This window comes from Stenotrophomonas sp. GD03819 (genome assembly GCF_029841665.1).
Taxonomy (GTDB): Bacteria; Pseudomonadota; Gammaproteobacteria; order Xanthomonadales; family Xanthomonadaceae; genus Stenotrophomonas; species Stenotrophomonas geniculata.
This window is the reverse complement of sequence record NZ_JAOCEW010000013.1, coordinates 81074-105010: the sequence shown is the minus strand read 5'-3', so window position 1 is coordinate 105010 and position 23937 is coordinate 81074. Positions and strand designations below refer to the sequence as shown.

Below are 23937 nucleotides of genomic sequence, written 5' to 3'. Positions count from 1 at the left end.
ATAACCAAGGCTCGTTGAATGTTGGAGCTTTCCATGGCTGATTTCCCCGACCGTAGCCATTGGCAGGCGCTGGCCCTCCAGCTGTCGATGCCGGGCCAGGCCTTCATCGACGGCCGCTATGTCGATGCCGCCAGTGGCGCCCGCTTCGACTGCATCAGCCCGATCGACGGTCGCGTGCTGGGCGCGGTTGCCGACTGCGACGCGCAGGATGTCGAGCGCGCGGTCCTGGCCGCGCGACGCAGCTTCGAGGCGGGCCACTGGTCGCAGGCCACTCCGGCCCATCGCAAGCGCGTGCTGCTGGCGATGGCGGCATTGGTGGAAGCGCACGCCGATGAACTGGCCCTGCTGGAAACCCTGGACATGGGCAAGCCGGTGCGTGACGCTCGCCGTATCGACCTGCCCGGCGTGGTGCGCTGCCTGCGCTGGACCGCTGAAGCGGTGGACAAGCTGTACGGCGAGGTCGCGCCCACCGGCCCGCACGAGCTGGGGCTGGTCACGCGTGAGGCCGCTGGCGTAGTGGCGGCCATCGTGCCATGGAACTTCCCGCTGTTGATGGCGTGCTGGAAGATCGCACCGGCCTTGGCCATGGGCAACTCGGTGGTGCTCAAGCCTTCCGAGCGGTCACCGCTGAGTGCGCTGCGGCTGGCCGCACTGGCCGCCGAGGCGGGCCTGCCGGAGGGCGTACTGAACGTGTTGCCGGGCCACGGCGCGCGCGTTGGTGAACCGTTGGCCCTGCACATGGACGTGGACGTGCTGGCCTTCACCGGTTCCACTGCCACCGGCGCGAAGCTGCTGGAGCATTCCGGGCGATCCAACCTCAAGCGGGTCTGGCTGGAATGCGGTGGCAAGAGCCCGCATGTGGTGTTTGCCGACGCCCCCGATCTGGACGTCGCCGCCAAGGCGGTGGCACAGGGCATCTTCTTCAACCAGGGCGAAGTCTGTACTGCCGGCTCCCGGCTGCTGGTCCAGCGCTCGATCCGCGAGGATTTCGTGCATCAGGTGATCGCCCATGGCCAGCACATGCAGCCGCAGCATCCGCTGGAGGCCGATGCACCGATGGGCGCGCTGGTGGATGCCGCGCATCTGCACAAGGTGATGGACGATATTGCACGCGCAGAAGGCGAGGGCGCGCGGCTGCTGCTGGGTGGGCGACGGGCCGAGGTCGAGGCCGGCGGCAGCTATGTGCAGCCGACAGTGTTCGACCAGGTGCGCCCGGAGCAGGCCTTGGCGCGTGAGGAAGTATTCGGGCCGGTGCTGGCCGTACTCGGCTTCGACGACGAGGCCGAAGCGGTGCACCTGGCCAATGACAGTCGCTACGGCCTGGCCGCGGGCCTGTGGACGCGTGATCTCAGCCGCGCCCATCGGGTCGCGCGGCAGTTGCGCGCGGGTAGTGTCTGGGTGAACGGCTGGGATGGTGGCGACATGACCGCCCCGTTTGGTGGTTACAAGCAGTCCGGCAATGGGCGGGACAAGTCACTGCATGCGTTCGACAAGTACAGCGAGATCAAGGCTACCTGGATCCAGTTGTAACGACGCGATTGCTGGACGGCTGTTCGCTCTTTGTAGAGTCGAGCCATGCTCGACTCTACAAAGGCGTGCCCTCTACCGGCAGCGGGTGCTCACCTGCAGCACGGCCGCACGCAGCATGTCGCGGTCGGCTTCTTCGACGGCGTTCTGGAAATAGTCCATGTCCTGCTTGCCCAGCTCGCACGGGTCGACGATGTACCCCGGTGGCCACAACCCCAGCAGCTGCGCCACGCCATGCACGATCTGCTCGGGGGTCATCTGCCGACGGATCCGGAAGTAATTGCGGCGCGGCCCGACGCGGGATGGACCTCGCGCCGACCGATCAGGCGTGGCGCCACGCCCGCCGCGCTGATACCGTCACCGCCATCGATGCTGCCCGCAGGCAGGTCCAGCATCAGTGGCGCCGGTGCAGGCGGTTCCTCGGACGCGGGCGTGTTGACATCCGTGGGTGCCGACGGGGTCGGGCGTGGCGCTGTCGAGGGGGCCGGACGCGCCGCCGATGTGGTGGGGGGCGCCGGATGTGGTTGAACCGCCGGGGGTTGCTCCGGCGGTATCCAGCGCAATGAAATCCTGGCACCTTCGTCGCTGCGCAGCGTCATCCTGCCACTGCCCAGCAGCCACACTGCCATCAACCCATGCACCAGCAGCACCGCCAGCCATGCCGCCATGCGCGGCAGCTTCGGCGAATCGGACCACGACAGCGCGACTGCAGTCATCGGCAAAGCATCCATGCAGGGACCGGTGGCGCAGACTAGCGGGCGGCCCGAAAAATTCCGTTGGCATCGGTGTCGGCTGAAACCATCGCCCCGTGTGGCCATCGGCGCGTGGCAGAATCGGGCGATCCGCCGTTACCCGTGTTGCCGATGTCGACGATCACCGCTGCCGCGCCACCCGTGAATTCCCCCAGTCGAGTCCTGCTGGCCAGCCTGATCGGCACCACCATCGAGTTCTTCGATTTCTACATCTACGCCACGGCTGCAGTGCTGGTGTTTCCGCACCTGTTCTTCCCGGACAGCAGCGAACAGGCCGCGCTGCTGCAGTCACTGGCAACGTTTGCGGTCGCGTTCATCGCGCGCCCGGTGGGCTCGGCGGTGTTCGGCCACTTCGGTGACCGCATCGGCCGCAAGGCCACACTGGTGGCCGCGCTGCTGACCATGGGCCTGTCCACGGTGCTGATCGGCCTGCTGCCCACCCATGCCCAGATCGGCCTGTGGGCCCCGGCGCTGCTGGCGCTGTGCCGCTTCGGCCAGGGTCTGGGCCTGGGCGGGGAATGGGGCGGGGCGGTGCTGCTGGCCACCGAGAACGCACCGCCGGGCAAGCGCGCCTGGTACGGCATGTTCCCGCAGCTGGGCGCACCGCTCGGCTTTCTGCTGTCGGCCGGCATCTTCCTCGTGCTTGGCCGCTGCCTGAGCCAGGACGACTTCCTGCAATGGGGCTGGCGTATTCCGTTCGTGGCCAGCGCGCTGCTGGTCGGCCTTGGCCTGTGGGTGCGCCTGAACATCCACGAGACACCCGATTTCAAGAAGGCACTGGAGCGCAAGGCGCCGGTGCGGCTGCCGATGTGGACGGTGCTGCGTGACCATCCGGTGCCGATGCTGCTGGGCACCCTGGGCGCGTTCGCCACCTTCGTGCTGTTCTACCTGATGACGGTGTTCAGTCTCGGCCATGGCACTGCAGTGTTGGGCTACAGCCGCGAGCAGTTCCTGCTGATGCAGATGGCTGGCATGCTGTTCTTCGCGCTGGGCATCCCGCTGTCGGCGCGCTATGGCGACCGTTGGGGCACGCGGCGCACGATGATCGTTGCCAGCGTACTGATCGTCGGCTTCGGTGTGCTGTTCGCACCGCTGTTCCAGCCGCACAGCCCGTGGCTGGTCACTGGCTTCCTGTGCCTGGGCCTGTTCCTGATGGGCCTGACCTACGGCCCCTGCGGCACTTTCCTGGCCGAGATCTACCCGGTGGAGGTGCGCTATACCGGCGCGTCGCTGTCATTCAACCTGGCCGGCATCCTCGGCGCGGCGCCAGCGCCGTACCTGGCCACCTGGCTGGCCGAACGCTTCGGCCTGGTCGCGGTGGGCTACTACCTGTGCCTGACCGCGGTGGCGACCCTGTGCGCGCTGGTGGCACTGCACCGGCGCGCGCTGCGGCTCAACCAAAGAAGCGCTTGAGCGTGCGCCCCAGCCAACCGCCGCCCTGGTGTTCGCGGGCGAACTGGTTCAGGTGCGCCTTGACCTGTTCGGCATAGGCCTGGTCATCACCGCGGATGTGGTTGAACAGCCAGCGCGAGAGCATGGTGCGCAGTTCATCGCTGATGTCCTCGCCGGCCTGGAAGCGCATGCGGTATTCCGATACCCGCTTGATGAAGACCTCATGCACGCGCTTGTGCGCGGCACAGAACGGATAGCCCGCTTCCTCCATCAGCTCTTCCTCGAACGCGAAGTGCGACATGGTGTAGTCCACCACCTCATCGATCACTTCACCCACCGCCGCACGCTGCATGCTGGCCTGGGCCACGTGCAGGTGGTTGAGCATCTCGATGATGCGGCGGTGTTGTTGGTCGATCACATCGATGCCGATGTTCAGATCGTCCTGCCAGACCAGTAGTGCCATCCCCGGCTCCCCTTCATGCGTATGTCGGGGCCGACTGTAGAACTGCCGCGCGGGTGCGGCGTTGATCTGGATCAAAGCGGGCCGGTCAGGGCAGGGCAGGCTCGCGTGGGCGCAGCGGGCTGGCCACCGTGGTGCAGCTGACCCGGTTGCGGCCACCGGCCTTGGCCAGGTACAGCTGGCGGTCGGCCTCGGAGATCAACCGGTGCAGTGCATCACGCTGCGGGCGCAGGCAGCACAGGCCGATGCTCACGGTCATGCGCAGGGTGGCGGTGCCGATGTCCACTTCCAGCGCGGCGATGCGGTGGCGCAGTTCCTCGAAGTACAGCAGCGCCTCGTCCTGTTCCATGTCCGGCACCAGCAGGCAGAACTCCTCGCCACCGAAACGTGCGATCAGGTCCTGGCTGCGCGCATGTGCGGCCACCGCGCCGGCCACCGCACGCAGTGCATCGTCGCCGGCTTCATGGCCATGGGTGTCATTGATGTGCTTGAAGTGGTCGATGTCGATCATCGCCACCGCCACGCACTGGCCATGCAGCTGCAGCTGCGGCAGCTGGCGCTGGCTCTGCTCCAGGAAGCAGCGGCGGTTGGGCAGGCCGGTCAGGAAGTCGCGGGTGGCCAGATCCTGCAGGGTGCCGATCAGTTCCAGCTGGTCCACGTTCTGCGAGACACGGCAGAAGAATTCCTCGCGCGAAAAGGGTTTTCGCAGGAAATCGTTGGCGCCGTTCTTCAGGAAGCGCGGGATCAGCGAGGCATCGGTATTGCCGGAGATGCCGATCACCGCCACCTTGTCGCGCGAGCGCAGGGTGCGCAGGCGACGGGTGAACTCCACGCCCTGCATGCCGGGCATTTCCTGGTCGACCACCGCCAGGCGGATCGCCGGGTGCGCCTCGATTGCAGCCAGGCCCTCGTTGCCGTCGGCGGCTTCATGCACCTCATGGCCGTACATGCGCAGCAGGGCCGCAGCATAGCCACGCGCGGACGGCGAATCGTCCACCACCAGCGCAGCGATGCGGCGGTTGCGTTCCAGCCGCTGCACCAGCCACACCAGGTAGTCGATGCTGCCGGGGGTGTTCTTCAGCACGTAGTCGATGATCTGCTGCTGCAGCACGCGCTTGCGCAGGTCCTCGTCGTACACGCCGCTGACCACCACCGTTGGCAGGTCGCGCTTCAGGAAGAACTCGACCACTGCATCACGGTCGCCGTCGGCCAGCACCAGCCCGGTCAGCACCAGGAACCAGCCGCCACCTTCGCCGAGCAGGCGATCGGCCTCGGCGAGGGTGGAAGCGATCACCACCGGCAGTTCCAGGCGCTGTTCGATGGCTTCGCGCAGCATGCCGGTGAACGCACGGGAATTTTCGACCAGCAGGATCCGCTGTGGCAGGGGATCGGCCAGGTCGCCATCGACGGCGGCCTGCGGCAGGACGGGCATGATGCGGTGGCTCACGAAGGAGGGCTCGGCACGGATAGCGGCGGTTTCGGGCGTAACTTTAGCGGCGAACCTTGCGCGCTGGGCCAGATTCCGTGTCAGGCCGCCGCTGGCGCCGCGTGGGGGATCGATTCATGCAGGACCAGTCGTAGCCGATTGCCCCGGCAGTGAACCTTGCCGCCGTAAGCAAGCATTCGACCGGCCAGGCGCTCGACGGCCTGGTCGGTGGTGCGGGCTGACAGCGTGCAACCACGGTCCAGCAGACTCACGACAGCAACGATGCCGCGACGTCCGCCCGCCCGGCCACTTCGGGCACGCACGCAGACCTGCCCCGTCTCCAGTTCCAACAGCAGTGACACCGACTCGATCAAGGAGCGGTAGATGGCCAATTGCAGATCCACAGTCAGCAGGCAGGGGTTACCTGCCAGCCTGGGCGGAATGACGCGATGCGTGTTGTTCCAGATCTCGCATGCGCCGCCTGCTTGCAGCGCGATGTACAACCCGACCTGCTCCAGCCCAGTAGGGTAGACCATGCTGGCCTGCTCGCGGAACAGACGTGAGTGCACGGATGACGCGTGTTGCAGGCTGTTCGCCACGGCATGATGGCCCTGAGCCTTCAGCCAGCTGACCATCTCGCTGAGCGAACTGTCCATGCCCTCACCCAGATGCTTCAGATGGGCGGCGCGTTCACGCAGCTCACGCTCGCTGGTCTGGTGGGAACTGCGTGCCAGGCGCAGGGCGTTCCGTTCAGCCTGCCAACGGGCCTGTGCGCGTTGATGGTGATAGCTGATGCTGGATCCGAGTGCGAGCAATGCGACGCTGATCACAGCCATGTTCTGTTGGGTGGCGAACGTACCGAGGTCGAAAGAAGAGGGCAGGCCGGTGCTGGGCGTAGCGCCGTGAAGTGGGAGATTCAACAGCGGAATCGCGATGGCAGCGCCGCGCCAGCCATGCATGAAGGTCAGGGCGATGGCAGGCAGAGCCGCCAGCAGGACAAGGTGTGTGCGGGTGGTATGGGCGCTGCTGTCTGTCAGTTGCATGCCCAACCCCAGTATCAGCATCGCCAGGATCGCCGCAGCTGTAGGCGCAACAAAGCGGGTGCTCCAGCTGGGATCCGCATGCCGCTGCGCCCAAAGGAAGGCCAGCGGGAGCAGGGTAATGATGGCCGCGAAGTGACCAAAGAGCGTTCGATCGATCGCGTCCAGCAGGTTGCTCGGCGGAGGGTTCGACCAGAGGACATATGAAATGCTCAGATTGAGACCCGGAACGAACAGTGCCGTGCAGATCGACAACGACAGCAGCCAGAGACCGGTGGCTGCCTCGGACGGCATTCTTCTGAGGTGAAGGTGGACCACCAGCATCGCCATCGGCATCAACAGTGTTGACGCCAGGATGACCCACGCCAAGCCATAGGCATCAATCATGGGGATGCGCAGCGTCGCGAAGTAGATGTATTCGCCCAGCAACAGGTAGGACCACAAGCGGGGCGGGACGATCAGCAGTGCCGCTGCCCGGATGCCTGCGGGCAGGAAGAACTGGTCGAGCGAGAACTGACGCGATATGAGGCAGCTGGCCGCATAGGCGGCGGCCAGCACAAGACCGACCGGACGGATCCGGAAGTTCAGTTCAATTGCCTTCTTGAATCGGTCCAAGCCCGAGCCTCCCATGCTCTGGGGCATCACGCCAAGCCCGATGTGGACACTATCTGTAGACGAAAGGACGTGCAATCTCTACGGGGCATAGGGCGCCCACGGGGTGCTGGTAGGTGGTTCCTGATCTTCAGCGGCGGACGCAGTTTTCCACATTGCATTCCGATGCGTGCTGCTATGTATCAAGAGAGCCCGTAGACATATAGTGGTCCTTGCATGCCCGGGTGAGGCATGGGTGCCGTGCGGCGGAGCATTGACGGCGGTGCCCGGCTCAACTGGGTGGGAATTTCATCGTGCTCTTCGTTTTCTTTGCCAAGGAAAAAAAATGCGAATAACTAATGCTGGGGTGGTGTTGGGAGTGGTCATCGCCGCTGGCCTGCCGATGGCGGTTTGGGCGCAATCCGACGATCACGGTATCCGTTTGAGCCGGCAAGGACTGGGGGAAGCATTCCCTGCGACGGTCAATCTGAGCCAGGATCCTGCTTGGCAGGTCTACGGTTTCCAGCGTGATGGTATTTCCTATTTCCAGGTAAATGACCTCGCTGGTCGCGTCCAGGTCATCATAGGCAACGCCGGTGGAGTTTTCTGGGCGCTCCCGGCCGGCAAGGCGCAGATACCTGTGTCGTTGCCAGGCCAGCCGTTGCCAGTACCAGACAATGCAATCCGCTCGTTGGTCTATCGCGGAAATGGTTTCGTGTTGGTGCGCTACAGCGCCGGTACGAGTGCGGTCTGGGCCATCGAAACGCAGTAGTCATTGGTCAGCCATGTGTCCGCTCACCGGCACGCCGGTGAGACTGTGGTTAGGCGTTCGCCCGATGTTGGACCTAGGCGGAAGATGCAACTCGGGCGCCAAATGAACTCCCTTCTTGCCACTCACGCAGTGTTGTGGTGCAAGGCTCCACCAACACCATGACGATGCGGCTTTGGCGACAGTGAACGGACCCACCAAAGGCCAGCGCACGTCCGGCCAACCGCTCCCTGACGAGGCTGACGGTTGTTGGAGACAATGCGCGATGCCGATCCAGCAGCGAGGCTGTCATGACGATTCCTCGCTGTTGTCCCGCGTTGATGCAGCGCGCCCGGACGATGACCTGCCCGGATTCGCTCTTCAGCAACAAAGAAACGGCATCGATGAGAGTCCGGTATGCCGTCAGCTGCAGGTCCAGGCTGAGACGGCAGGGATCACCGGCCAAGCGCGGTTCGGCTACGCGGTGCGTATTGACCCATGCCGAGCGCACGCCTCCGGCCTGCAGTGCAACATACAGACCCAACTGCTCAAGCGCAGTGGGATACACCAGGCTTGCCTGTTCGCGGAACAGCCGGGAGTGCACATTGGCCGTGTGGGTCAGGCTGTTGGCAATTGCGGAATGACCGTGGCTGTTGAGCCAGTTGATGACTTCCGAAAGCGACAGGTCGATGCCGTCACCCAACTTGCGCAGGTGAATCGCGCGTTCGCGAAGATCTGACTCGCTCGCCAAGTGCGAGCTGCGCGCAAGGTTGATGGCGTTCTTCTCGCCAACCTCACGCAACTGATAGCGCCGACGATAGTGGCTTATACGGGAGCCAAGCAGCAGTAGTGCTACCCCTGCGATGGCCATGATTTGCTGTGTGGTGAACGTTGCGGCATCAAAGGCTGCTGCATAGGGCTTTGGCGTTGTCAGGCCGATAATCAGATTCAGCATCGGTACGCCGACGGCCGCACCGCGCCAGCCATGCAGGCACGTTAGTGCGATCACCGGCAGCCCCATCAGTAACTGCAGGGACGTCCGGAGTGTACCGGCTTCGGTGGGAATCAACGATGCGGTAACGCCGAGCAATGTCATCAACAACAGGGCCACGGCGGTGGGGCCTGTGAAAATGGTCTTCCAGTGTGGTTCGGTGTTTCTCATTGCCCAAAGCAATGCGAGGGGAGTCACCGTAAGGATGGCAATGAAATCACCTACGCTGAAACGTGCTGCACGGGAAAGGAACGCAAGCGCCGAATCTGCGGGTGGCGTTGGCCAAAGCAGTTGGGAAAGGCTCACATTCAGGAGAGTGACCACGACGGAGGAAAGGAATGCGATGGCCAGAAGACGGGAGGTGACCGAGTTCGCAAAAAAGCTGCGGGCCCAGCGGGTGATGAGCATTACTGCAGGCATCAGCACGCCTGACGCGAGTACGACCCAGGCCGCGCCGTACTTTTCAACCATCGGCAATCGCATCTGCGCAAAGTAGGCGTACTCACCCAGCAGCAGATAAGGCCAGAACCGCGGCGGGCATAGCAGCACTGCAGCCACGCGAACGCCGGCAGGTAGGTAGAACTGGTCAAGCGACAGCTGGCGGGTGGCCCAACAGGCAATGGCATACAGCACAGCCAAGGCAAGTCCTGCCGGATGGATGCGCAACTTCAGCTGCAGGCCTTCATTCCACCAATTCAATCGCACTACCCCTTCACAGTACGTTCCCTGTCAGCATCCATTCGCCGCGGGACCCGGTTCGTACCGACGGTATCGACACGCGTTCGATTATGCAATCTCCGCAGCGCAGCGCCGGGCAAGTGAGAAAATCATCACATGAATTTCCGTGGCGACGGGTTTCACAGTTTCCGAGGGAGCCAATTCAGGGTGATCCCTGATCAACTCACCACAACGCATCCCGCAGCTTGTACCACGACATCGCCGCCACCAGCAGCGGCGTGCGCAGCAGCCGGCCGCCAGGGAAGGGGGCATGCCGCAGGCGCTGGAACACGTCCAGGCGCTCACTCTGGCCTGCAATGGCGGCGGCGATCACCTCGCCGGCCAGCCCGGCGGCGGCCACCCCATGGCCGGAGAACCCCTGCGCGAAGTACAGGTTGCCGTCCAGCCGGCCCCAATGCGGGGCGCGGTTGCGGGTAATGTCCACATAACCGCCCCAGACCTGCTCCAGTGGCACGTCGGCCAGCTGCGGGAACACCTGGTGCATGCGCCGCTGCATCACCCCGCGCAGGCCGGGTGGGGGCAGTGCTGAATAGCTGGCACGGCCACCAAACAGCAGGCGATGGTCGTGGCTGAGACGGAAGTAATCCAGTGCCCAGGCGGTGTCGGCCACGGCCATGTTGTTGCCGATCAGGGCACGGGCGCGCTCGGCACCCAGCGGAGCGCTGGCGCCGATATAGGTGCCGACCGGCATGATCCGCCGTTCCAGCTCGGGCAGCAGGCCCTGCAACCAGGCGTTGCCGGCCACCACCAGATGCGCAGCGCGCACGCTTCCCTGCGCAGTATGCAGGGTGGGCTGCGGTCCGCGCTGCACGCGGGTCACTGCGGAGTTCTCATGGATCACCGCGCCGGCCGCACGCGCCGCATCGGCCAGTCCGCGGGCATAGGCCAGGGGCTGCAGATGCGCGCTGAGCGGATCGAACATCGCGGCGCGGTAGCGCGGGCTGTCCAGCTGTGCGCGCAAGGCATCACGGTCCCACCACTGCATGGGGTAGTCGTAGTGGCGTTGCAGGTGTTCGCAGTTGGCCCGCAGGTCGTGCTCATGGCGTTCGCGGATGGCGACGCTGGCGTGGCCTTCCACCCAATGACAGTCGATGCCGTGGCGATCGATGCGTGCGCGCATCGCCTGCACCGCGTCGCGTGACCAGTCGAACAGGTGGCGCGCATCATCACGACCGAGCTGACGCTCCAGTTCGTCCACCTCGCAGCCATAGCCGACCAGCGCCTGGCCACCATTGCGGCCGGACGCGCCCCAACCGATCCGCTGCGCCTCCAGCACCACCACGCGCTGGCCACGTGAGGCCAGTTCCAGGGCCGCGGTCAGGCCGGTGTAGCCCGCACCAAGCACTGCGACATCGGCCTGAACCTCGCCCTGCAGCGGGGGCAGCGCGGGTGGTTCGGGCAGGCTGGCGGCATACCAGCTGGGCGGGAACGCGGCACTCACCGCAGGCCTCGCGGGCGCAGTGCGGGAGAGGAGAGCGGGGGAGGACGATCAGCATTCACCCAAGTAGTTTCGCCGATGCGTGAGGGCTGTGGTGTGACGGCACCGACTTGCCGCCTTCGCCGGGCGACGGGTAACGTGTCGGCACGTCAAGGAGTTTTTCCATGCGCCGCCTGCCCTGGGTGGGCCTGCCCACCGACAGTACCGTGCTCGGCCATCACCGCTTCGCGGTGGCCGGCGAGAAGTACGTGCGCGCGCTGGCCGAGTCCGCCGAAGTGACCCCGGTGGTACTGCCGAGCCTGCAGCCTCCTTTGCCGGCCGGCGACTGGCTGCAGGGGCTTGATGGCCTGCTGTTGACCGGCGCGGTCAGCAACATCGAACCGCAGCACTACGAGGGCGGCCGCAGCTGGCCGGGCAATCCGCATGACCCGGCGCGTGATGCCAATGCCTTCGCACTGCTGCGCGAGGCGCTGGCGCTGGACCTGCCAGTACTGGCGATCTGCCGCGGCTTCCAGGAACTGAACGTCGCGCTGGGTGGCAGCCTGCATCCGCAGGTGCATGCGGTGCCGGGCCTTGCTGACCATCGCGAAGACCCGCAGGCGCCGGTGGAGGTGCAGTACGGGCCGGCCCACGCGGTTACCCTGGTTGCCGATGGCTGGCTGGCGCAGTGGCACGGCAGTGACCGGGCGCAGGTCAATTCGGTGCACGGGCAGGGCATTGCCCGCCTCGCGCAGGGCCTGCAGGTCGAGGCCGTGGCTGATGATGGACTGGTCGAGGCGGCGCGCAGCCTGCGCCATGGTTTCGTGCTCGGCGTACAGTGGCACCCGGAGTGGCGTGTCATGCAGGCGCCGTTCTATCACGCTATTTTCCGTGCGTTCGGCCAAGCTTGCCGGCAGCACCAACAGAACCGACTGGATTCCCGATGAGTTCCCGAACGCGCCCGCGCAAGACGGCCACGCCCCCCGCACCGCAGGAAAGCAGCCTGCTGCGCTGGCTGAAGGAGCGGCGCATCACCGAGGTCGAGTGCCTGGTGCCGGACATCACCGGCAACGCGCGCGGCAAGATCATTCCCGCCGACAAGTTCTCGCACGACTACGGTACGCGGCTGCCCGAAGGCATCTTCGCCACCACCGTCACCGGCGAGTTCCCTGATGACTACTACGAGCTGACCTCGCCGTCGGACTCGGACATGATGCTGCGCCCCGATCCGGACACGGTGCGCATGGTGCCGTGGGCGGCCGATGCCACCGCGCAGGTCATCCACGATTGCTACACGAAGAACGGTGAGCCCCACGAACTGGCACCGCGCAATGTGCTGCGCCGGGTGCTGGCAGCCTACGCCGAGCTGGGCCTGCGCCCGGTGGTGGCGCCGGAGCTGGAGTTCTTCCTGGTGCAGAAGAACACCGACCCGGACTTCCCACTGCTGCCACCGGCCGGCCGCTCCGGGCGCCCGGAAACCGCGCGGCAGTCGTACTCGATCGACGCGGTCAACGAATTCGACCCGATCCTCGACCTGATGTACGACTACGCCGACGCGATGAAGCTGGACGTGGACACGCTGATCCACGAATCCGGCGCAGCGCAGCTGGAGGTGAACTTCACCCACGCCGATGCGATGGACCTGGCCGACCAGGTGTTCCTGTTCAAGCGCACCATGCGCGAGGCAGCGATGCGCCACGGGGTGTATGCCACCTTCCTGGCCAAGCCGATGGAGAACGAGCCGGGCAGCGCCATGCACATCCACCAGAGCCTGGTGCGGGTGAGCGATGGCAGCAATGTGTTCGCCGGCGAGACCCATGCCGAAGGCGAGTTCAGCCCGGTGTTCGGCCACTACCTGGGCGGCCTGCAGAAGTACGTGCCGCAGGCAATGGCGTTCTTCGCGCCGAATGTGAATTCCTATCGGCGACTGGTGTTCGGCGAGGTCTCGCCGAGCAACGTGCACTGGGGCTATGACAACCGCACCTGCGGGCTGCGCGTGCCGCTGGATACGCCTGAGAACATGCGCGTGGAAAGCCGCTTCGCCGGCTCCGACGCCAACCCCTACCTGGCGATGGCCGCGACCCTGGCCTGCGGCCTGCTGGGCATCCGTGAGCGGCTGGCACCGGACGCACCGGTCACCGGCAGTGCCAAGGAATTGGGCTACAACCTGCCGCGCTCGCTGGGCGAAGCGCTGGACGGGCTGGAGCAGTGCAGCGAGCTGCAGGCGCTGCTGGGCGAGCGCTTCTGCCGCGCCTACATCTCGGTCAAGCGCAAGGAATACGAGACCTTCTTCCGCGTCATCAGCTCGTGGGAGCGCGAGTTCCTGCTGCTGAACGTCTGAGCATCTGGAATAGAAAAATCCGCCGCCGGGGGGTAGGCTGGCACCCGTTGCCGGCCCCGCCGGCCCCCCTTTCCGCATTCTGGAGCACCCGATGAAGCTGCGTATCCTCACGCTCGGCCTGGCCTCCGCCATGCTTGCCGCCTGCAGCGGTGGCAACGGCGGCGCGCAGGACAGCCAGGTCCTGAACGTCTACAACTACAGCGATTACATCGCCGAGGACACCATCCCGACCTTCGAGAAGGAGAGCGGCATCAAGGTGACCTACGATGTGTTCGACAGTGATGAGATGGTCGAGACCAAGCTGCTGGCCGGCAACAGTGGCTACGACGTGGTGGTGCCGACGCTGAACTTCTTCGGCCGCCAGATCCAGGCCGGCGTGTTCCTGCCGCTGGACAAGAGCAAGATCCCGAACCTGGCCAACCTCGATCCGGCGGTGATGAAGCGCATCGCCACCCAGGACCCGGGCAACCAGTACGGCGTGCCGTACATGATCGGTACGACCGGCATCGGCTACAACGTGGACATGCTGAAGCAGCGCTTCGGCGGCAGCACCGACATCGCCAACAGCTGGGATCTGGTGTTCAAGCCGGAGAACATCAGCAAGATGAAGGACTGCGGCGTGACCATCCTGGACACGCCGGCGGACATGATTCCGATCGCGCTGCATTACCTGGGCCTGGACCCGCACAGCGGTGACCCGGCCGAGCTGCAGAAGGCGGCCGACCTGCTGAAGTCGATCCGCCCGTACGTGCAGAATTTCCACTCCTCGCAGTACGTGGGGTCGCTGGCCAACGGTGGTACCTGCCTGGTGGTCGGCTGGTCGGGTGACATCATCCAGGCCCGCGACCGCGCCGAGGAAGCCAGCAACGGCGTGCACGTGGCCTATTCGATCCCGAAGGAAGGCGCCCCGCAGTGGTTCGACATGCTGGCGATCCCGAAGGATGCCAAGCACCCGGACGCCGCGTACGCGTTCATCAACTATCTGCTGCAGCCGAAGGTTGCCGCGGCCAACACCAACTTCATCCACTACGCCAACCCGGTGCCGACTGCGACCCCGCTGGTGGATGAGGCGATCCGTACCGACCCGACCATCTACCCGCCGGCCGATGTGGCCGAGAAAATGTTCACGTACTCGATCAACACGCCGGAGACCGACAAGCTCTACACCCGGCTGTGGACCGAGGTGAAGACCGGCCGTTAAGCCGGTCTGGCGCCGCCGGGTCATGCCCGGCGGCTCCCTTGCCCTGCGCCGGAACCGGTACTCCCGCTTCGGCCCAGGTGCCGCAGGATGGCCGGCAGCAGGTCGCGTGCGTCGCGGCCGCCGTTGCACAGGAACGATGAACTCATCCGCTGCAGGTTGTGCATGCCGATGAAGAACAGCCCCGGCTGCGGGGAAACGCCGAAGTCGCCAAGCGGATAGCCGTGTGCATCCAGCGCGCCCTGCACGTCGAGCCAGGGCCATTCGGCGACGAAGCCGGTGGCCAGCACCACCGAACGAATGCCTGCGGCCTGCAGATCCAGCGCGCATGGCGACGGTTCCGGCTCCCAGTGCAGATAGACCTCTTCGGGAATGTAACGGGCATCGTCGGTGCGCGGTTCGGGCCGCGTGGCGTAGTACGCGCTGGCCAGCGAATCGAGATAGGCATACTCGGCCCGAGTGGCCTCGATCGCGGTGCGCAGCTGCGGGCGGACATCGGCAAAGCGGGCGGTGTTTCCACTGAATTCCTGCAACCGGCCCAGCAACCTGATACCTGCGCGGTGCATCGCCAGCAGGCTGATCGAGCTGCCCCGGCCGCCGCTTCCCTTGCCCGAGATCAGCGGAAACTCCGCGGTGCGGGCCCTGCGCAGCGCATCCGGTTCTCCGGCCAGTACGGCGGCCGCTTCACTCACATGCTGGTGGATGCGCCCGGCCATGTCCCACCAGGTCATCGAGTCCTTGCCGCGCAGCCGGCGGGTGTGCGAGTGACGCTGGGCCAGTGACCAGTACACGCTGCGACCGCTGTCGCGCAGGTCCTGGGCGATCTGCGCGCCGGACTGGCCGCCGCCGATAACCAACACCGCGCCCTCGGGTAGCAGGCCGGGACTGCGGTAGTCGCTGGAGTGCAGCACGGTGAGGCCTGGTGCGGGCGCGAATGGGACCCGGGGCATCCGCGCGCGGCGGTATTCACCGGTGGCGACCACCACTGCGCGGGCACGGATCGGCCCCTGGCTGCTGTCGATGGCATAGCCACTGGACTCGGGCCCGACCCGGTGGACCACGCACCCCTCGCTGATCGGCAGGGAACGCTCGTGGGCATACCCGCGGAGGTGCCGGATCACCTCCGGGGCGCCCATGAAGCCTTCCGGGTCATCGCCGGCATAGGCATGACCGTGCAGGGCCATCGTCGCGTTGGCGGTGTTGGTCTGGAACGACTCCCAGCGCCGTTGCCAGCTGGCGCCCACGGTTTCGGCCTCCAGCACGCGATGCTCGACGCCGGCCTCCTGCAGGAGCGCGCTGAGCGACAACCCGGCCTGGCCGGCGCCGATGATGACCAGTGGCAGCCTTGCGGGCAGGGAGCCCGGCAGGCGGGGCGGGAAGGGGGAGGGGGAGGGGCTGTCCGGGGGAATCACCAGTGTGGGTCCATGCAAGGCCTTGATCCGAGGCATTGCGCGGGGAATGTCCTTGGCTTTCAATGGATCCCGTTCTGAAAAATGTTGCAGATCGGGCTGCCGCCCGTGGTGTCTGGTCGGGACGGCCGCCCGGGCGTCGAAGAGAGCCCGGGCCTTCCGGCGGACAGGCCAGCATGGCGGGGGAAAACCGACACCCCTCGAGGCCCCGAGGCCGCTTACCGGCCGGTTCCACCTGCTGCCGTCATATCCCCTGCGGCCCCCGGCCGGTAGAATGGCGGCCGCTGTCCACCGCCCGCTCCCGGAGCCCCCATGCCCGTTGAAGCCCAGCCGGTAGCCGCCGTCGTCGACACGACCGGTGCGCCCGGCTATCTCTCCATTCGTGATTTGCGCAAGGAATTCGACGGTTTCGTCGCCGTCGACGACGTCAATCTGGACGTGCGCAAGGGCGAGATCTTCGCCCTGCTCGGTGGCTCCGGCAGTGGCAAATCGACCCTGCTGCGCTGCCTCGGCGGCTTCGAGACGCCCACCAAAGGCAGCATCACCCTCGATGGCCAGCGCCTGGACGCGCTGCCGCCGTACCAGCGGCCGGTCAACATGATGTTCCAGTCCTACGCCCTGTTCCCGCACATGACGGTCGAGCAGAACATCGCCTTCGGCCTGAAACAGGATGGCTTGGGCAAGGACGCGATCAGCAAGCGCGTCGGCGAGATGCTCGATCTGGTGCAGATGGGCCACCTGGGCAAGCGCAAGCCGCACCAGCTCTCCGGCGGCCAGCAGCAGCGCGTGGCGCTGGCGCGGTCACTGGCCAAGGGGCCGAAGCTGCTGCTGCTGGACGAGCCGATGGGCGCGCTGGACAAGAAGCTGCGCTCGCAGATGCAGCTGGAACTGGTCAGCATCATCGAATCGTCGGGGGTGACCTGCGTGATGGTCACCCACGACCAGGAAGAAGCGATGACCATGGCCACCCGCATCGCGGTGATGGATGCCGGCTGGATCCAGCAGGTCGGCAAGCCGGACGAGGTCTACGAGCAGCCGGCCAACCGCTTTGTCGCCGAGTTCATCGGTTCGGTCAACCTGTTCGACGGGGTGATCGACGAGGACCTGCCCGAGTACGTCACCGTGCGCTCGCCGCTGTTCCCGGCGCCGATCTACATCGCCCATGGCATCACCGGCTATGAAGGGCAGCCGGTCGCGTTCGCGCTGCGCCCGGAGAAGGTGATGATCGGCAAGGACGAGCCGGAAGGGCACACCAACAAGGCCCAGGGTGTGATCGAGGACATCGCCTACTTCGGCAGCCATTCGGTCTACCACGTGCGCCTGCCCAGCGGCGCCAAGGTACTGGCCAACTTCGCCAACTCGCAGCGCTGGGCCAGCGATGGCCTGACCTGGGGCGACAGTGTGTGGGTGCACTGGCGCGACAACGACGGCGTGGTGCTGACCTCATGAGCACGGCCGGCCTGAAGCGCTGGCTGCCGGGGCTGCGTGCCACGGTGATCGGCATTCCGTACCTGTGGCTGCTGCTGTTCTTCGCAGTGCCGTTCCTGATCGTGCTGATGATCAGCTTCTCGCTCAGCCGGGTCGGCTCGCCGCCGTACACCTGGCTGCTGCAGTACGTGGATGGCGGCTTCTCGCTGAAGCTGAACCTGGAAAACTACCTGGCGCTGTTCCGCGATTCGATCTATGCGCAGGCCTTCCTGAGCTCGATCAAGATCGCGGCGATCTCCACCTTCCTGACCCTGCTGATCGGCTACCCGATGGCCTACGCCATCGCCCGCCTGTCACCGGCTGCACGCAACGTGGCGATGATGCTGGTGGTGCTGCCGTCGTGGACCTCGTTCCTGATCCGCGTGTACGCGTGGAAGGCGATCCTGGACCGCAACGGCCTGCTCGACCAGTTCCTGCAGTTCACCGGCCTGCAGTCGCTGATGACCAGCCTCGGCCTGCCCAAGCTGCAGCTGATCGATACGCTGACTGCCGCCTACATCGGCATCGTCTACTGCTACCTGCCGTTCATGGTGCTGCCGTTGTACGCCAACCTGGTCAAGCATGACCACCGGCTGCTGGAAGCGGCCTACGACCTGGGTGCCAAGCCGTGGCAGGCGTTCCTGCGCATCACCCTGCCGTTGTCGAAGGCGGGCATCATCGCTGGCTGCATGCTGGTGATGATTCCGGCGATCGGTGAATTCGTGATCCCGGAAATGCTGGGCGGCTCGGAGACGCTGATGGTCGGCCGCCAGCTGTGGAACGAGTTCTTCAACAACCGTAACTGGCCGGGCGCCTCGGCGATGGCGGTGGCAATGATCCTGTTGCTGCTGGTCCCGATCCTGCTGTTCAACCGTTCCCAGCAGCGCCTGCTGGAAGGGAAGCAGGCATGAGCCCGCGTACCGCCAAGGGCCTGGGGCTGGGCGTGCTGCTGCTCGGCTTCGCTTTCCTGTACCTGCCGATCCTGCTGTTGATGTTCTATTCGTTCAACAGCTCGCGGCTGGCGATGGTCTGGGCCGGGTTCTCCACCCGCGCCTACAGTGACCTGTTCGCCGACCGCGCGCTGATGGATGCGATGTGGACCAGCCTTGTGGTCGCGTTCTGGACCGCCTGCACGGCTACCGTGCTGGGCACGCTGGCGGCGATGGTCATGACCCGCTTCAAGCGCTTCCGCGGCAAGCCGCTGTTCGGTGCACTGGTGACCGCACCGCTGGTGATGCCGGATGTGATCCTGGGCTTCTCGCTGATGGCGCTGTTGGCCTCGATGGGCGCGATTCCCGGTTTTCCCGCACGCGGCCTGACCACGATCTGGATCGCGCACGTCACCTTCACCCTGTGCTTCGTCACCGTGGTGGTGTCCTCGCGCCTGCAGGAAATGGACCTGTCGCTGGAAGAAGCGGCGATGGATCTGGGTGCCAGCCGGCTGACCGTGTTCGGCCGCATCACCCTGCCGATCATCGCGCCGGCGCTGGTGGCAGGCTGGCTGCTGGCCTTCACCCTGTCGCTGGATGACGTGGTGGTGGCCAGTTTCGTGGCCACGCCGGGCTCGACCACGCTGCCGATGAAGGTGTTCGCTTCGGTGCGCATGGGCATCAGCCCGAAGATCAACGCGTTGGCCACGCTGCTGGTGTCGGCGGTGTCGATCGCTGCTGTGATCGGCTGGTACATCAATGCGCGTGCGGAGAAGCGGCGCCAGCGCGATCTGCAGCTGGCGCGGCAGGACAACGGCTGATCCGGCAACACCCGGCTCACGGCCGGCTGCGCACAATGGGGGTCTTCCAGATGGAGATCCCCCATGACTGTCGAGATCATCAACCCGGCCACCGGCCAGGTGACCTACCGCCATGAACTGATGGGTGCAGCCGACATCGAGCAGCGCCTGCAGGCCGCTGCCGATGCCTTCCCCGGCTGGGCTGATCACTCGCTCCAGGACCGCGGCGCCATCCTGCGCCAGATCGCCGCGCAGCTGCGCGCCCGTCGCGATGACCTGCAGCAGGCGATGACCCACGAGATGGGCAAGCTCAAGGCCGAGGCGCTGGCCGAGGTCGACAAGTGCGCTGCCGCCTGCGAGTACTACGCCGACCACGCGGCAGACTATCTCAAGCCGCAGTTGATCGACACCGAAGCCCAGCGCAGCTACGTGCGCTACGAGCCGATCGGCTGCGTGTTCGCGGTGATGCCGTGGAATTTCCCGATCTGGCAGGTGTTCCGTTTCCTGGCCCCGGCGTTCATGGCTGGCAACGTCGCCCTGCTCAAGCACGCCAGCAACGTGCCGCAGTGCGCCGACCTGATCCTGGCGGTGTGCCGTGACGGCGGCCTGCCCGATGGCGTGTTCGATGTACTGCACATCGACAACGACCAGGCCGCCGAGGTGCTGCGCGACGCGCGGGTGAAGGCGGTGACGCTGACCGGCAGCGAGCGGGCAGGGCGCTCGATCGCTTCCAATGCCGGCAGCCAGCTGAAGAAGTCGGTGATGGAGCTCGGCGGCAGCGATGCCTTCGTGGTGCTCGATGATGCCGACCTCGACAAGACCGTGGCCGCGGCAGTGAAGTCACGCTTCGACAACAGCGGCCAGACCTGCATCGCGGCCAAGCGCTTCATCGTGGTCGATGCGGTGGCCGATGAATTCACCCGTCGCTTCGTGGAAGCGGCGGGCGAGCGCCAGTATGGCGACCCTGACGAGCGCGGCACCACGCTGGCGCCGATGGCGCGCGCCGACCTGCGCGACGAACTACACAAGCAGGTGCAGGCCAGCGTCGCCAAGGGCGCGCGCGTGCTGATCGGTGGCGAGCCGATTGCCGGCACGCATGCCGGCTATCCGGCCACCGTGCTCGACCAGGTGGGTCCTGGCATGCCGGCCTACGATGAGGAACTGTTCGGGCCGGTGGCGGCGGTGATCCGGGTCAAGGATGAAGCCGAGGCGCTGCGCGTTGCCAACGACACCCGTTTCGGCCTGGGCGGCAGCGTGTGGACGCGCGACCCGGTGCGCGGTGAACGTTTCGCTCAGCGAATGGAATGCGGTGCGGCGTTCGTCAACGCTATCGTCAAGAGCGATGCGCGGTTGCCGTTCGGTGGCAGCAAGCAGTCCGGTTTCGGTCGCGAACTGGCCGACCATGGCATCCATGAGTTCATGAACATCAAGACCGTCTACGTGGCTTGATGGATCATCCAATGCGCCACGACCAACGGTCGTGGCCTACCGGTCTGGTGGGTATCGACCGTTGGTCGATACGATCTACAGCCACTTGGCGCGCTTGAACAGCCGGTACAGCCCCACGCACACGCCGCCCACGCCAACGATCATCAGCGGGTAGGACCACGGTTCGCTCAGCTCGGGCATGTGGCTGAAGTTCATGCCGTACCAGCTGGTGATCAGCGTCGGCGCCGCCAGCAGCGCCGCCCATGCACCCAGCCGCTTGACCGTCTCGCCCTGCGCCAGCGTCACCAGCGACAGGTTCACGCTCAGTGCGGTGCCCAGCATCTCGCGAAGGGTGTCGATCACATCGCTGATGCGTACCGCGTGGTCGTGCACGTCGCGGATGTACAGCTTCACCTCGTCGGGGATCAGTTCGCCCTGATAGCGACGCAGCTGTGCCAGCACGTCCTGCAGCGGCGCCACCGCCATGCGCATCTTGTTCAGTTCGCGCTTGAGCTCGTACAGCCGCACCACGGTGCTGCGCTTGTAGGTGTCGGCGAAGATGTCCTTTTCGAGCAGGTCCAGGGTGTCGCGGAAGCGGTGCACGATGGGCAGGTAGTTGTCGACCACGAAGTCGGTCACCGCATACAGGCAGTACGACGGGCCCATTTTCAGCAGCTGGGGCTCGCGCTCGACCCGCGCGCGTACCGGGGCGTAGGACAGCGAAGCGCCATGGCGCACCGTCACCAGGAAACGCGGGCCGAGGAAGGCGTGGGTTTCGCCGTACTGAATGCGCTCGTCGACCATCTGCGCGGTCGTCACCACCACGAACATCGAATTGCCGTAGGTCTCGACCTTGGGCCGCTGGTGCGCATTGCGCGCATCCTCGATGGCCAGGTCGTGCAGGCAGAACTCTTCCTGCAATTTCAACAGCACATCGTCATTGGGGTCGTACAGGCCGACCCAGACGAAGCCATTGCCACCGGCAATGACATCGCTGATGGCGTCCAGGGTGATGTCGTGGCGTTTGCCCTCGTCATCGTAGTGGACGCAGTTGATGACGCAGGCGGGGTTGGCCGAGGCGGGCGCGGCAGCGGAGGCGGGCAATGACATGCCCGCCATCGTGCGTCAGGGCTGTGTTTTGGACAAGTGAGGAGTACGCCCCAGCACCCATGCCAGCGCGACGTGGACGGGCAGCAGCAGCACGATCCACTGCACGTTGTACTGCGCCTGCAGGCTCAGCCAGTGCAGCACCAGCGCGGCCACCGCCTGTACCGCCAGCAGCCACAGTACGATCCTGAACATGCGGCCCGGCACGCGCCGGCGCAGCAGGCTGATCGCCCCGGGCAGCAGCAGCACCGCCAGCGGCGAAAGCAACAGCAGGTTGCGATTGGCCCACGCGGCGTAGTGGATGCTGAAGCCCCACAGGAACACCAGCACGCCGCCGAACAGGGCACACAGCAGCCAGAACGGCAGCGCCAGCCCGGCCAGCAGGCGCGGACGGCGGCGCAGCGCCAGCACGCCGCCGGCCACGATCAGCCCGAGCAGCAGCCACGGCCACCAGCGGCGCGCGAATTCCTTCGGCTCCGGATCGATACGGTGCGGCAGCAGTTCCTGTTCGGACTGCACCAGCGGACGGCCATCGCTGTTACGTGCCTGGCGCAGCGCATCGGCCAGGCGCATCGGTACGAAGGCTTCCTGCCAGCGCGACAGCGGCTGGTCGGCGAACGGCCCCAGGCCTACATCGAAGCCCAGCCACATCCAGGGTGCCGGCGAGGCCAGGCGCACCGATTCACTGCGGTAGGTGTTGCCGCGCGAGCGCCCCGACAGCTGCGACTGCAGGCCGCCGCCGAGTGCCTTGTCCACCGTGTCGCGCACCATCGTGGCGCAGTTGGCGGTGTAGTAGTCGTAGTGGTAACGCGCGTTTTCCGGCTTGGCCCGTTCGGCCAGATCGGCAGCGAGCGCACGTGCCTGGTCGGGGCGCAGGTCCAGCCACTGCACGCTGGCGCCACGGCCGGTCTCGTCGTAGTAGGACAGATCCTGCTGCAGCGGTAGCGCCACCAGGTAATACATCATGTCGCCGCGTGCGAAGCGGCTGATGAAATCGTCCTCGGACGGATCGAAGTAGCCGAAGTTGTACGAGGTCGCCTCACCGCTGACCGGATCAAGCACCACGATGGCGTCATGGCCGAAGCGTTCGAAGAACACCGTGCCCGGCTGCATGGTGACCACGCCGATGCGCGGGGCGGGGGCTTCAGTACTGGCGGGCGCCGTAGCGGCAGGCGGGGCCGCCGCCGGCTTCGCGAACGCGGCCAGCGGCAGGGCCATGGCCAGCACGCACAGTGCCAGCCACACCATGAGGATCAGGCCGCGGCGCTTCAAGCGTCGTCCTGCGCGTCCGGCGGCAGCACGGTCACGTGGAAGGCCTGTACCCGGCGCGCGTCGGCGCGGGCCACGCGGAACATGAAACGGTCCAGCGCCAGCTCGTCACCGACTTCCGGCAGATGGCCCACGGCCTCGGTGACCAGGCCACCGATGGTGTCGTAGTCCTCGTCGGAGAACGTCGCGCCGAATCGCTCGTTGAAGTCGCCGATCGGGGTCAGCGCGTCGACCACGTACTGGCCGTCGGACTGGATCGCGATCTGCGCCGAGGGATCCTCGGCCTCGTCATGCTCGTCGTCGATCTCGCCGACGATCTGTTCCAGCACGTCCTCGATGGTGACCAGGCCGGCGACACCGCCATACTCGTCCACCACGATGGCCATGTGGTTGCGCGACAGGCGGAACTCCTTCAGCAGCACATTGAGCTTCTTCGCCTCCGGGATCAGCACCGCCGGGCGCAGCAGCTCGCGCACGTTGGCCGGGCCGTTGTCGGAAACCACGCCGCGCAGCAGGTCCTTGGCCAGCAGGATGCCAAGGATGTCGTCCTTGTTCTCGCCGTGCACCGGGAAGCGTGAATGACCGGATTCGACCACCTGCTTCATCAGTTCCAGGAAGGGCGCCTCAACCGGCAGCGAGACCATCTGCGAGCGCGAAATCATCACGTCGCCCACGGTCAGCTCGGCGACCGAAATGGCGCCTTCCATCATCTTCAGGGTATCGGCGGCGATCAGACCCTCTTCCTGCGCGGTGTGCAGGACAGCGACCAGCTCGTCGCGGGTATGGGGTTCGCCGGAGAAGGCGGAGGTCAGGCGTTCAAGCCAGCCGCGCTTCTTTTCACTGTGCTCCGCAGGGGAGCTACTACTGTCGTCTTCTGACATCTCTGGAAAAAAGGCACCCGGCAGGC

General features: G+C 65.8%; 19 protein-coding genes and 1 pseudogene. 10 read left to right on the top strand and 10 right to left on the bottom strand.

Features of this window, described 5'->3' with window-relative positions:
- Positions 1-33 precede the first annotated feature (33 nt).
- On the top strand, positions 34-1530 hold the full coding sequence (locus tag N5D45_RS09935; protein ID WP_279938834.1) for an aldehyde dehydrogenase: 1497 nt from the start codon (positions 34-36) through the stop codon (positions 1528-1530).
- Positions 1531-1602: 72 nt separating this feature from the next.
- Here the strand turns inward: N5D45_RS09935 and N5D45_RS09930 are convergent.
- A pseudogene (locus tag N5D45_RS09930) lies at positions 1603-2243 on the bottom strand (hypothetical protein).
- Positions 2244-2390: 147 nt separating this feature from the next.
- On the opposite strand from N5D45_RS09930, the gene N5D45_RS09925 reads away from it, so the two are divergent.
- Positions 2391-3692, top strand: a complete 1302-nt coding sequence (locus tag N5D45_RS09925) for an MFS transporter (RefSeq protein ID WP_010486179.1) — start codon at positions 2391-2393, stop codon at positions 3690-3692.
- On the opposite strand, the gene N5D45_RS09920 is transcribed toward N5D45_RS09925, so the two are convergent.
- The 3 genes from N5D45_RS09920 to N5D45_RS09910 form a co-directional block, all read right to left on the bottom strand.
- On the bottom strand, positions 3673-4134 hold the full coding sequence (locus N5D45_RS09920) for a bacteriohemerythrin (RefSeq protein WP_004151683.1): 462 nt from the start codon (positions 4132-4134) through the stop codon (positions 3673-3675). The genes N5D45_RS09925 and N5D45_RS09920 overlap by 20 nt on opposite strands.
- An 85-nt stretch (positions 4135-4219) precedes the next feature.
- Positions 4220-5563: a diguanylate cyclase gene (locus N5D45_RS09915; RefSeq protein ID WP_228355356.1), complete on the bottom strand. Its 1344-nt coding sequence runs from the start codon at positions 5561-5563 to the stop codon at positions 4220-4222.
- A 95-nt stretch (positions 5564-5658) separates the two neighbouring features.
- On the bottom strand, positions 5659-7212 hold the full coding sequence (locus N5D45_RS09910) for an MASE1 domain-containing protein (protein ID WP_088028291.1): 1554 nt from the start codon (positions 7210-7212) through the stop codon (positions 5659-5661).
- A gap of 322 nt (positions 7213-7534) precedes the next feature.
- Between N5D45_RS09910 and N5D45_RS09905 the strand changes: the two genes are divergently transcribed.
- The gene (locus N5D45_RS09905; protein ID WP_049482902.1) at positions 7535-7960 is read left to right on the top strand and encodes a hypothetical protein; all 426 of its coding nucleotides are present in this window, start codon (positions 7535-7537) and stop codon (positions 7958-7960) included.
- A 73-nt stretch (positions 7961-8033) separates the two neighbouring features.
- Here N5D45_RS09905 and N5D45_RS09900 read toward each other — a convergent pair whose 3' ends face one another.
- Together N5D45_RS09900 and N5D45_RS09895 are read right to left on the bottom strand one after the other, a co-directional pair.
- On the bottom strand, positions 8034-9632 hold the full coding sequence (locus N5D45_RS09900) for an MASE1 domain-containing protein (protein ID WP_099560137.1): 1599 nt from the start codon (positions 9630-9632) through the stop codon (positions 8034-8036).
- A gap of 196 nt (positions 9633-9828) precedes the next feature.
- Positions 9829-11106: an FAD-binding oxidoreductase gene (locus N5D45_RS09895; RefSeq protein WP_345782125.1), complete on the bottom strand. Its 1278-nt coding sequence runs from the start codon at positions 11104-11106 to the stop codon at positions 9829-9831.
- A 161-nt stretch (positions 11107-11267) separates the two neighbouring features.
- Here N5D45_RS09895 and N5D45_RS09890 point away from each other — a divergent pair, with 161 nt between their 5' ends.
- From N5D45_RS09890 to N5D45_RS09880, 3 genes are all read left to right on the top strand, one after another.
- Positions 11268-12029: a gamma-glutamyl-gamma-aminobutyrate hydrolase family protein gene (locus N5D45_RS09890; RefSeq protein ID WP_279938833.1), complete on the top strand. Its 762-nt coding sequence runs from the start codon at positions 11268-11270 to the stop codon at positions 12027-12029.
- Positions 12026-13423 carry a glutamine synthetase family protein gene (locus N5D45_RS09885; protein WP_019337139.1) on the top strand — a complete coding sequence of 466 codons (1398 nt, stop codon included), beginning with the start codon at positions 12026-12028 and terminating at the stop codon, positions 13421-13423. The genes N5D45_RS09890 and N5D45_RS09885 overlap by 4 nt, the downstream gene beginning before the upstream one ends.
- Before the next feature lie 91 nt (positions 13424-13514).
- Positions 13515-14624 carry a polyamine ABC transporter substrate-binding protein gene (locus N5D45_RS09880; protein WP_043400421.1) on the top strand — a complete coding sequence of 370 codons (1110 nt, stop codon included), beginning with the start codon at positions 13515-13517 and terminating at the stop codon, positions 14622-14624.
- A gap of 20 nt (positions 14625-14644) precedes the next feature.
- Here the strand turns inward: N5D45_RS09880 and N5D45_RS09875 are convergent, their stop codons facing one another.
- Positions 14645-16069, bottom strand: coding sequence for an NAD(P)-binding domain-containing protein (locus tag N5D45_RS09875; protein ID WP_228355192.1), 1425 nt, complete (start codon positions 16067-16069; stop codon positions 14645-14647).
- A gap of 273 nt (positions 16070-16342) precedes the next feature.
- On the opposite strand from N5D45_RS09875, the gene potA reads away from it, so the two are divergent.
- From potA to N5D45_RS09855, 4 genes are all read left to right on the top strand, one after another.
- Complete coding sequence (gene potA, locus N5D45_RS09870) at positions 16343-17479, top strand: polyamine ABC transporter ATP-binding protein (RefSeq protein ID WP_010486163.1); 1137 nt, start codon at positions 16343-16345, stop codon at positions 17477-17479.
- A complete protein-coding gene (locus N5D45_RS09865) occupies positions 17476-18408 on the top strand; it encodes an ABC transporter permease subunit (RefSeq protein ID WP_279938832.1) in 933 nt (310 codons plus the stop codon). The genes potA and N5D45_RS09865 overlap by 4 nt, the downstream gene beginning before the upstream one ends.
- Positions 18405-19247: an ABC transporter permease subunit gene (locus N5D45_RS09860; protein WP_004151945.1), complete on the top strand. Its 843-nt coding sequence runs from the start codon at positions 18405-18407 to the stop codon at positions 19245-19247. The genes N5D45_RS09865 and N5D45_RS09860 overlap by 4 nt, the downstream gene beginning before the upstream one ends.
- A gap of 63 nt (positions 19248-19310) precedes the next feature.
- Entirely contained in the window at positions 19311-20675 is a 1365-nt protein-coding gene (locus tag N5D45_RS09855; protein ID WP_100448174.1) for an NAD-dependent succinate-semialdehyde dehydrogenase, read from the top strand.
- A gap of 75 nt (positions 20676-20750) precedes the next feature.
- Here N5D45_RS09855 and N5D45_RS09850 read toward each other — a convergent pair whose 3' ends face one another.
- From N5D45_RS09850 to N5D45_RS09840, 3 genes are read right to left on the bottom strand one after another with little or no spacing between them, the layout of a single operon-like run.
- Positions 20751-21773 carry a magnesium and cobalt transport protein CorA gene (locus N5D45_RS09850; RefSeq protein ID WP_019337144.1) on the bottom strand — a complete coding sequence of 341 codons (1023 nt, stop codon included), beginning with the start codon at positions 21771-21773 and terminating at the stop codon, positions 20751-20753.
- 6 nt (positions 21774-21779) lie between these two features.
- Complete coding sequence (locus tag N5D45_RS09845; protein WP_227199812.1) at positions 21780-23033, bottom strand: DUF4105 domain-containing protein; 1254 nt, start codon at positions 23031-23033, stop codon at positions 21780-21782.
- Positions 23030-23911 (bottom strand): transporter associated domain-containing protein, encoded by an 882-nt coding sequence (locus tag N5D45_RS09840; protein WP_228355193.1) that lies wholly within the window; start codon positions 23909-23911, stop codon positions 23030-23032. The genes N5D45_RS09845 and N5D45_RS09840 overlap by 4 nt, the downstream gene beginning before the upstream one ends.
- Positions 23912-23937: the final 26 nt, after the last annotated feature.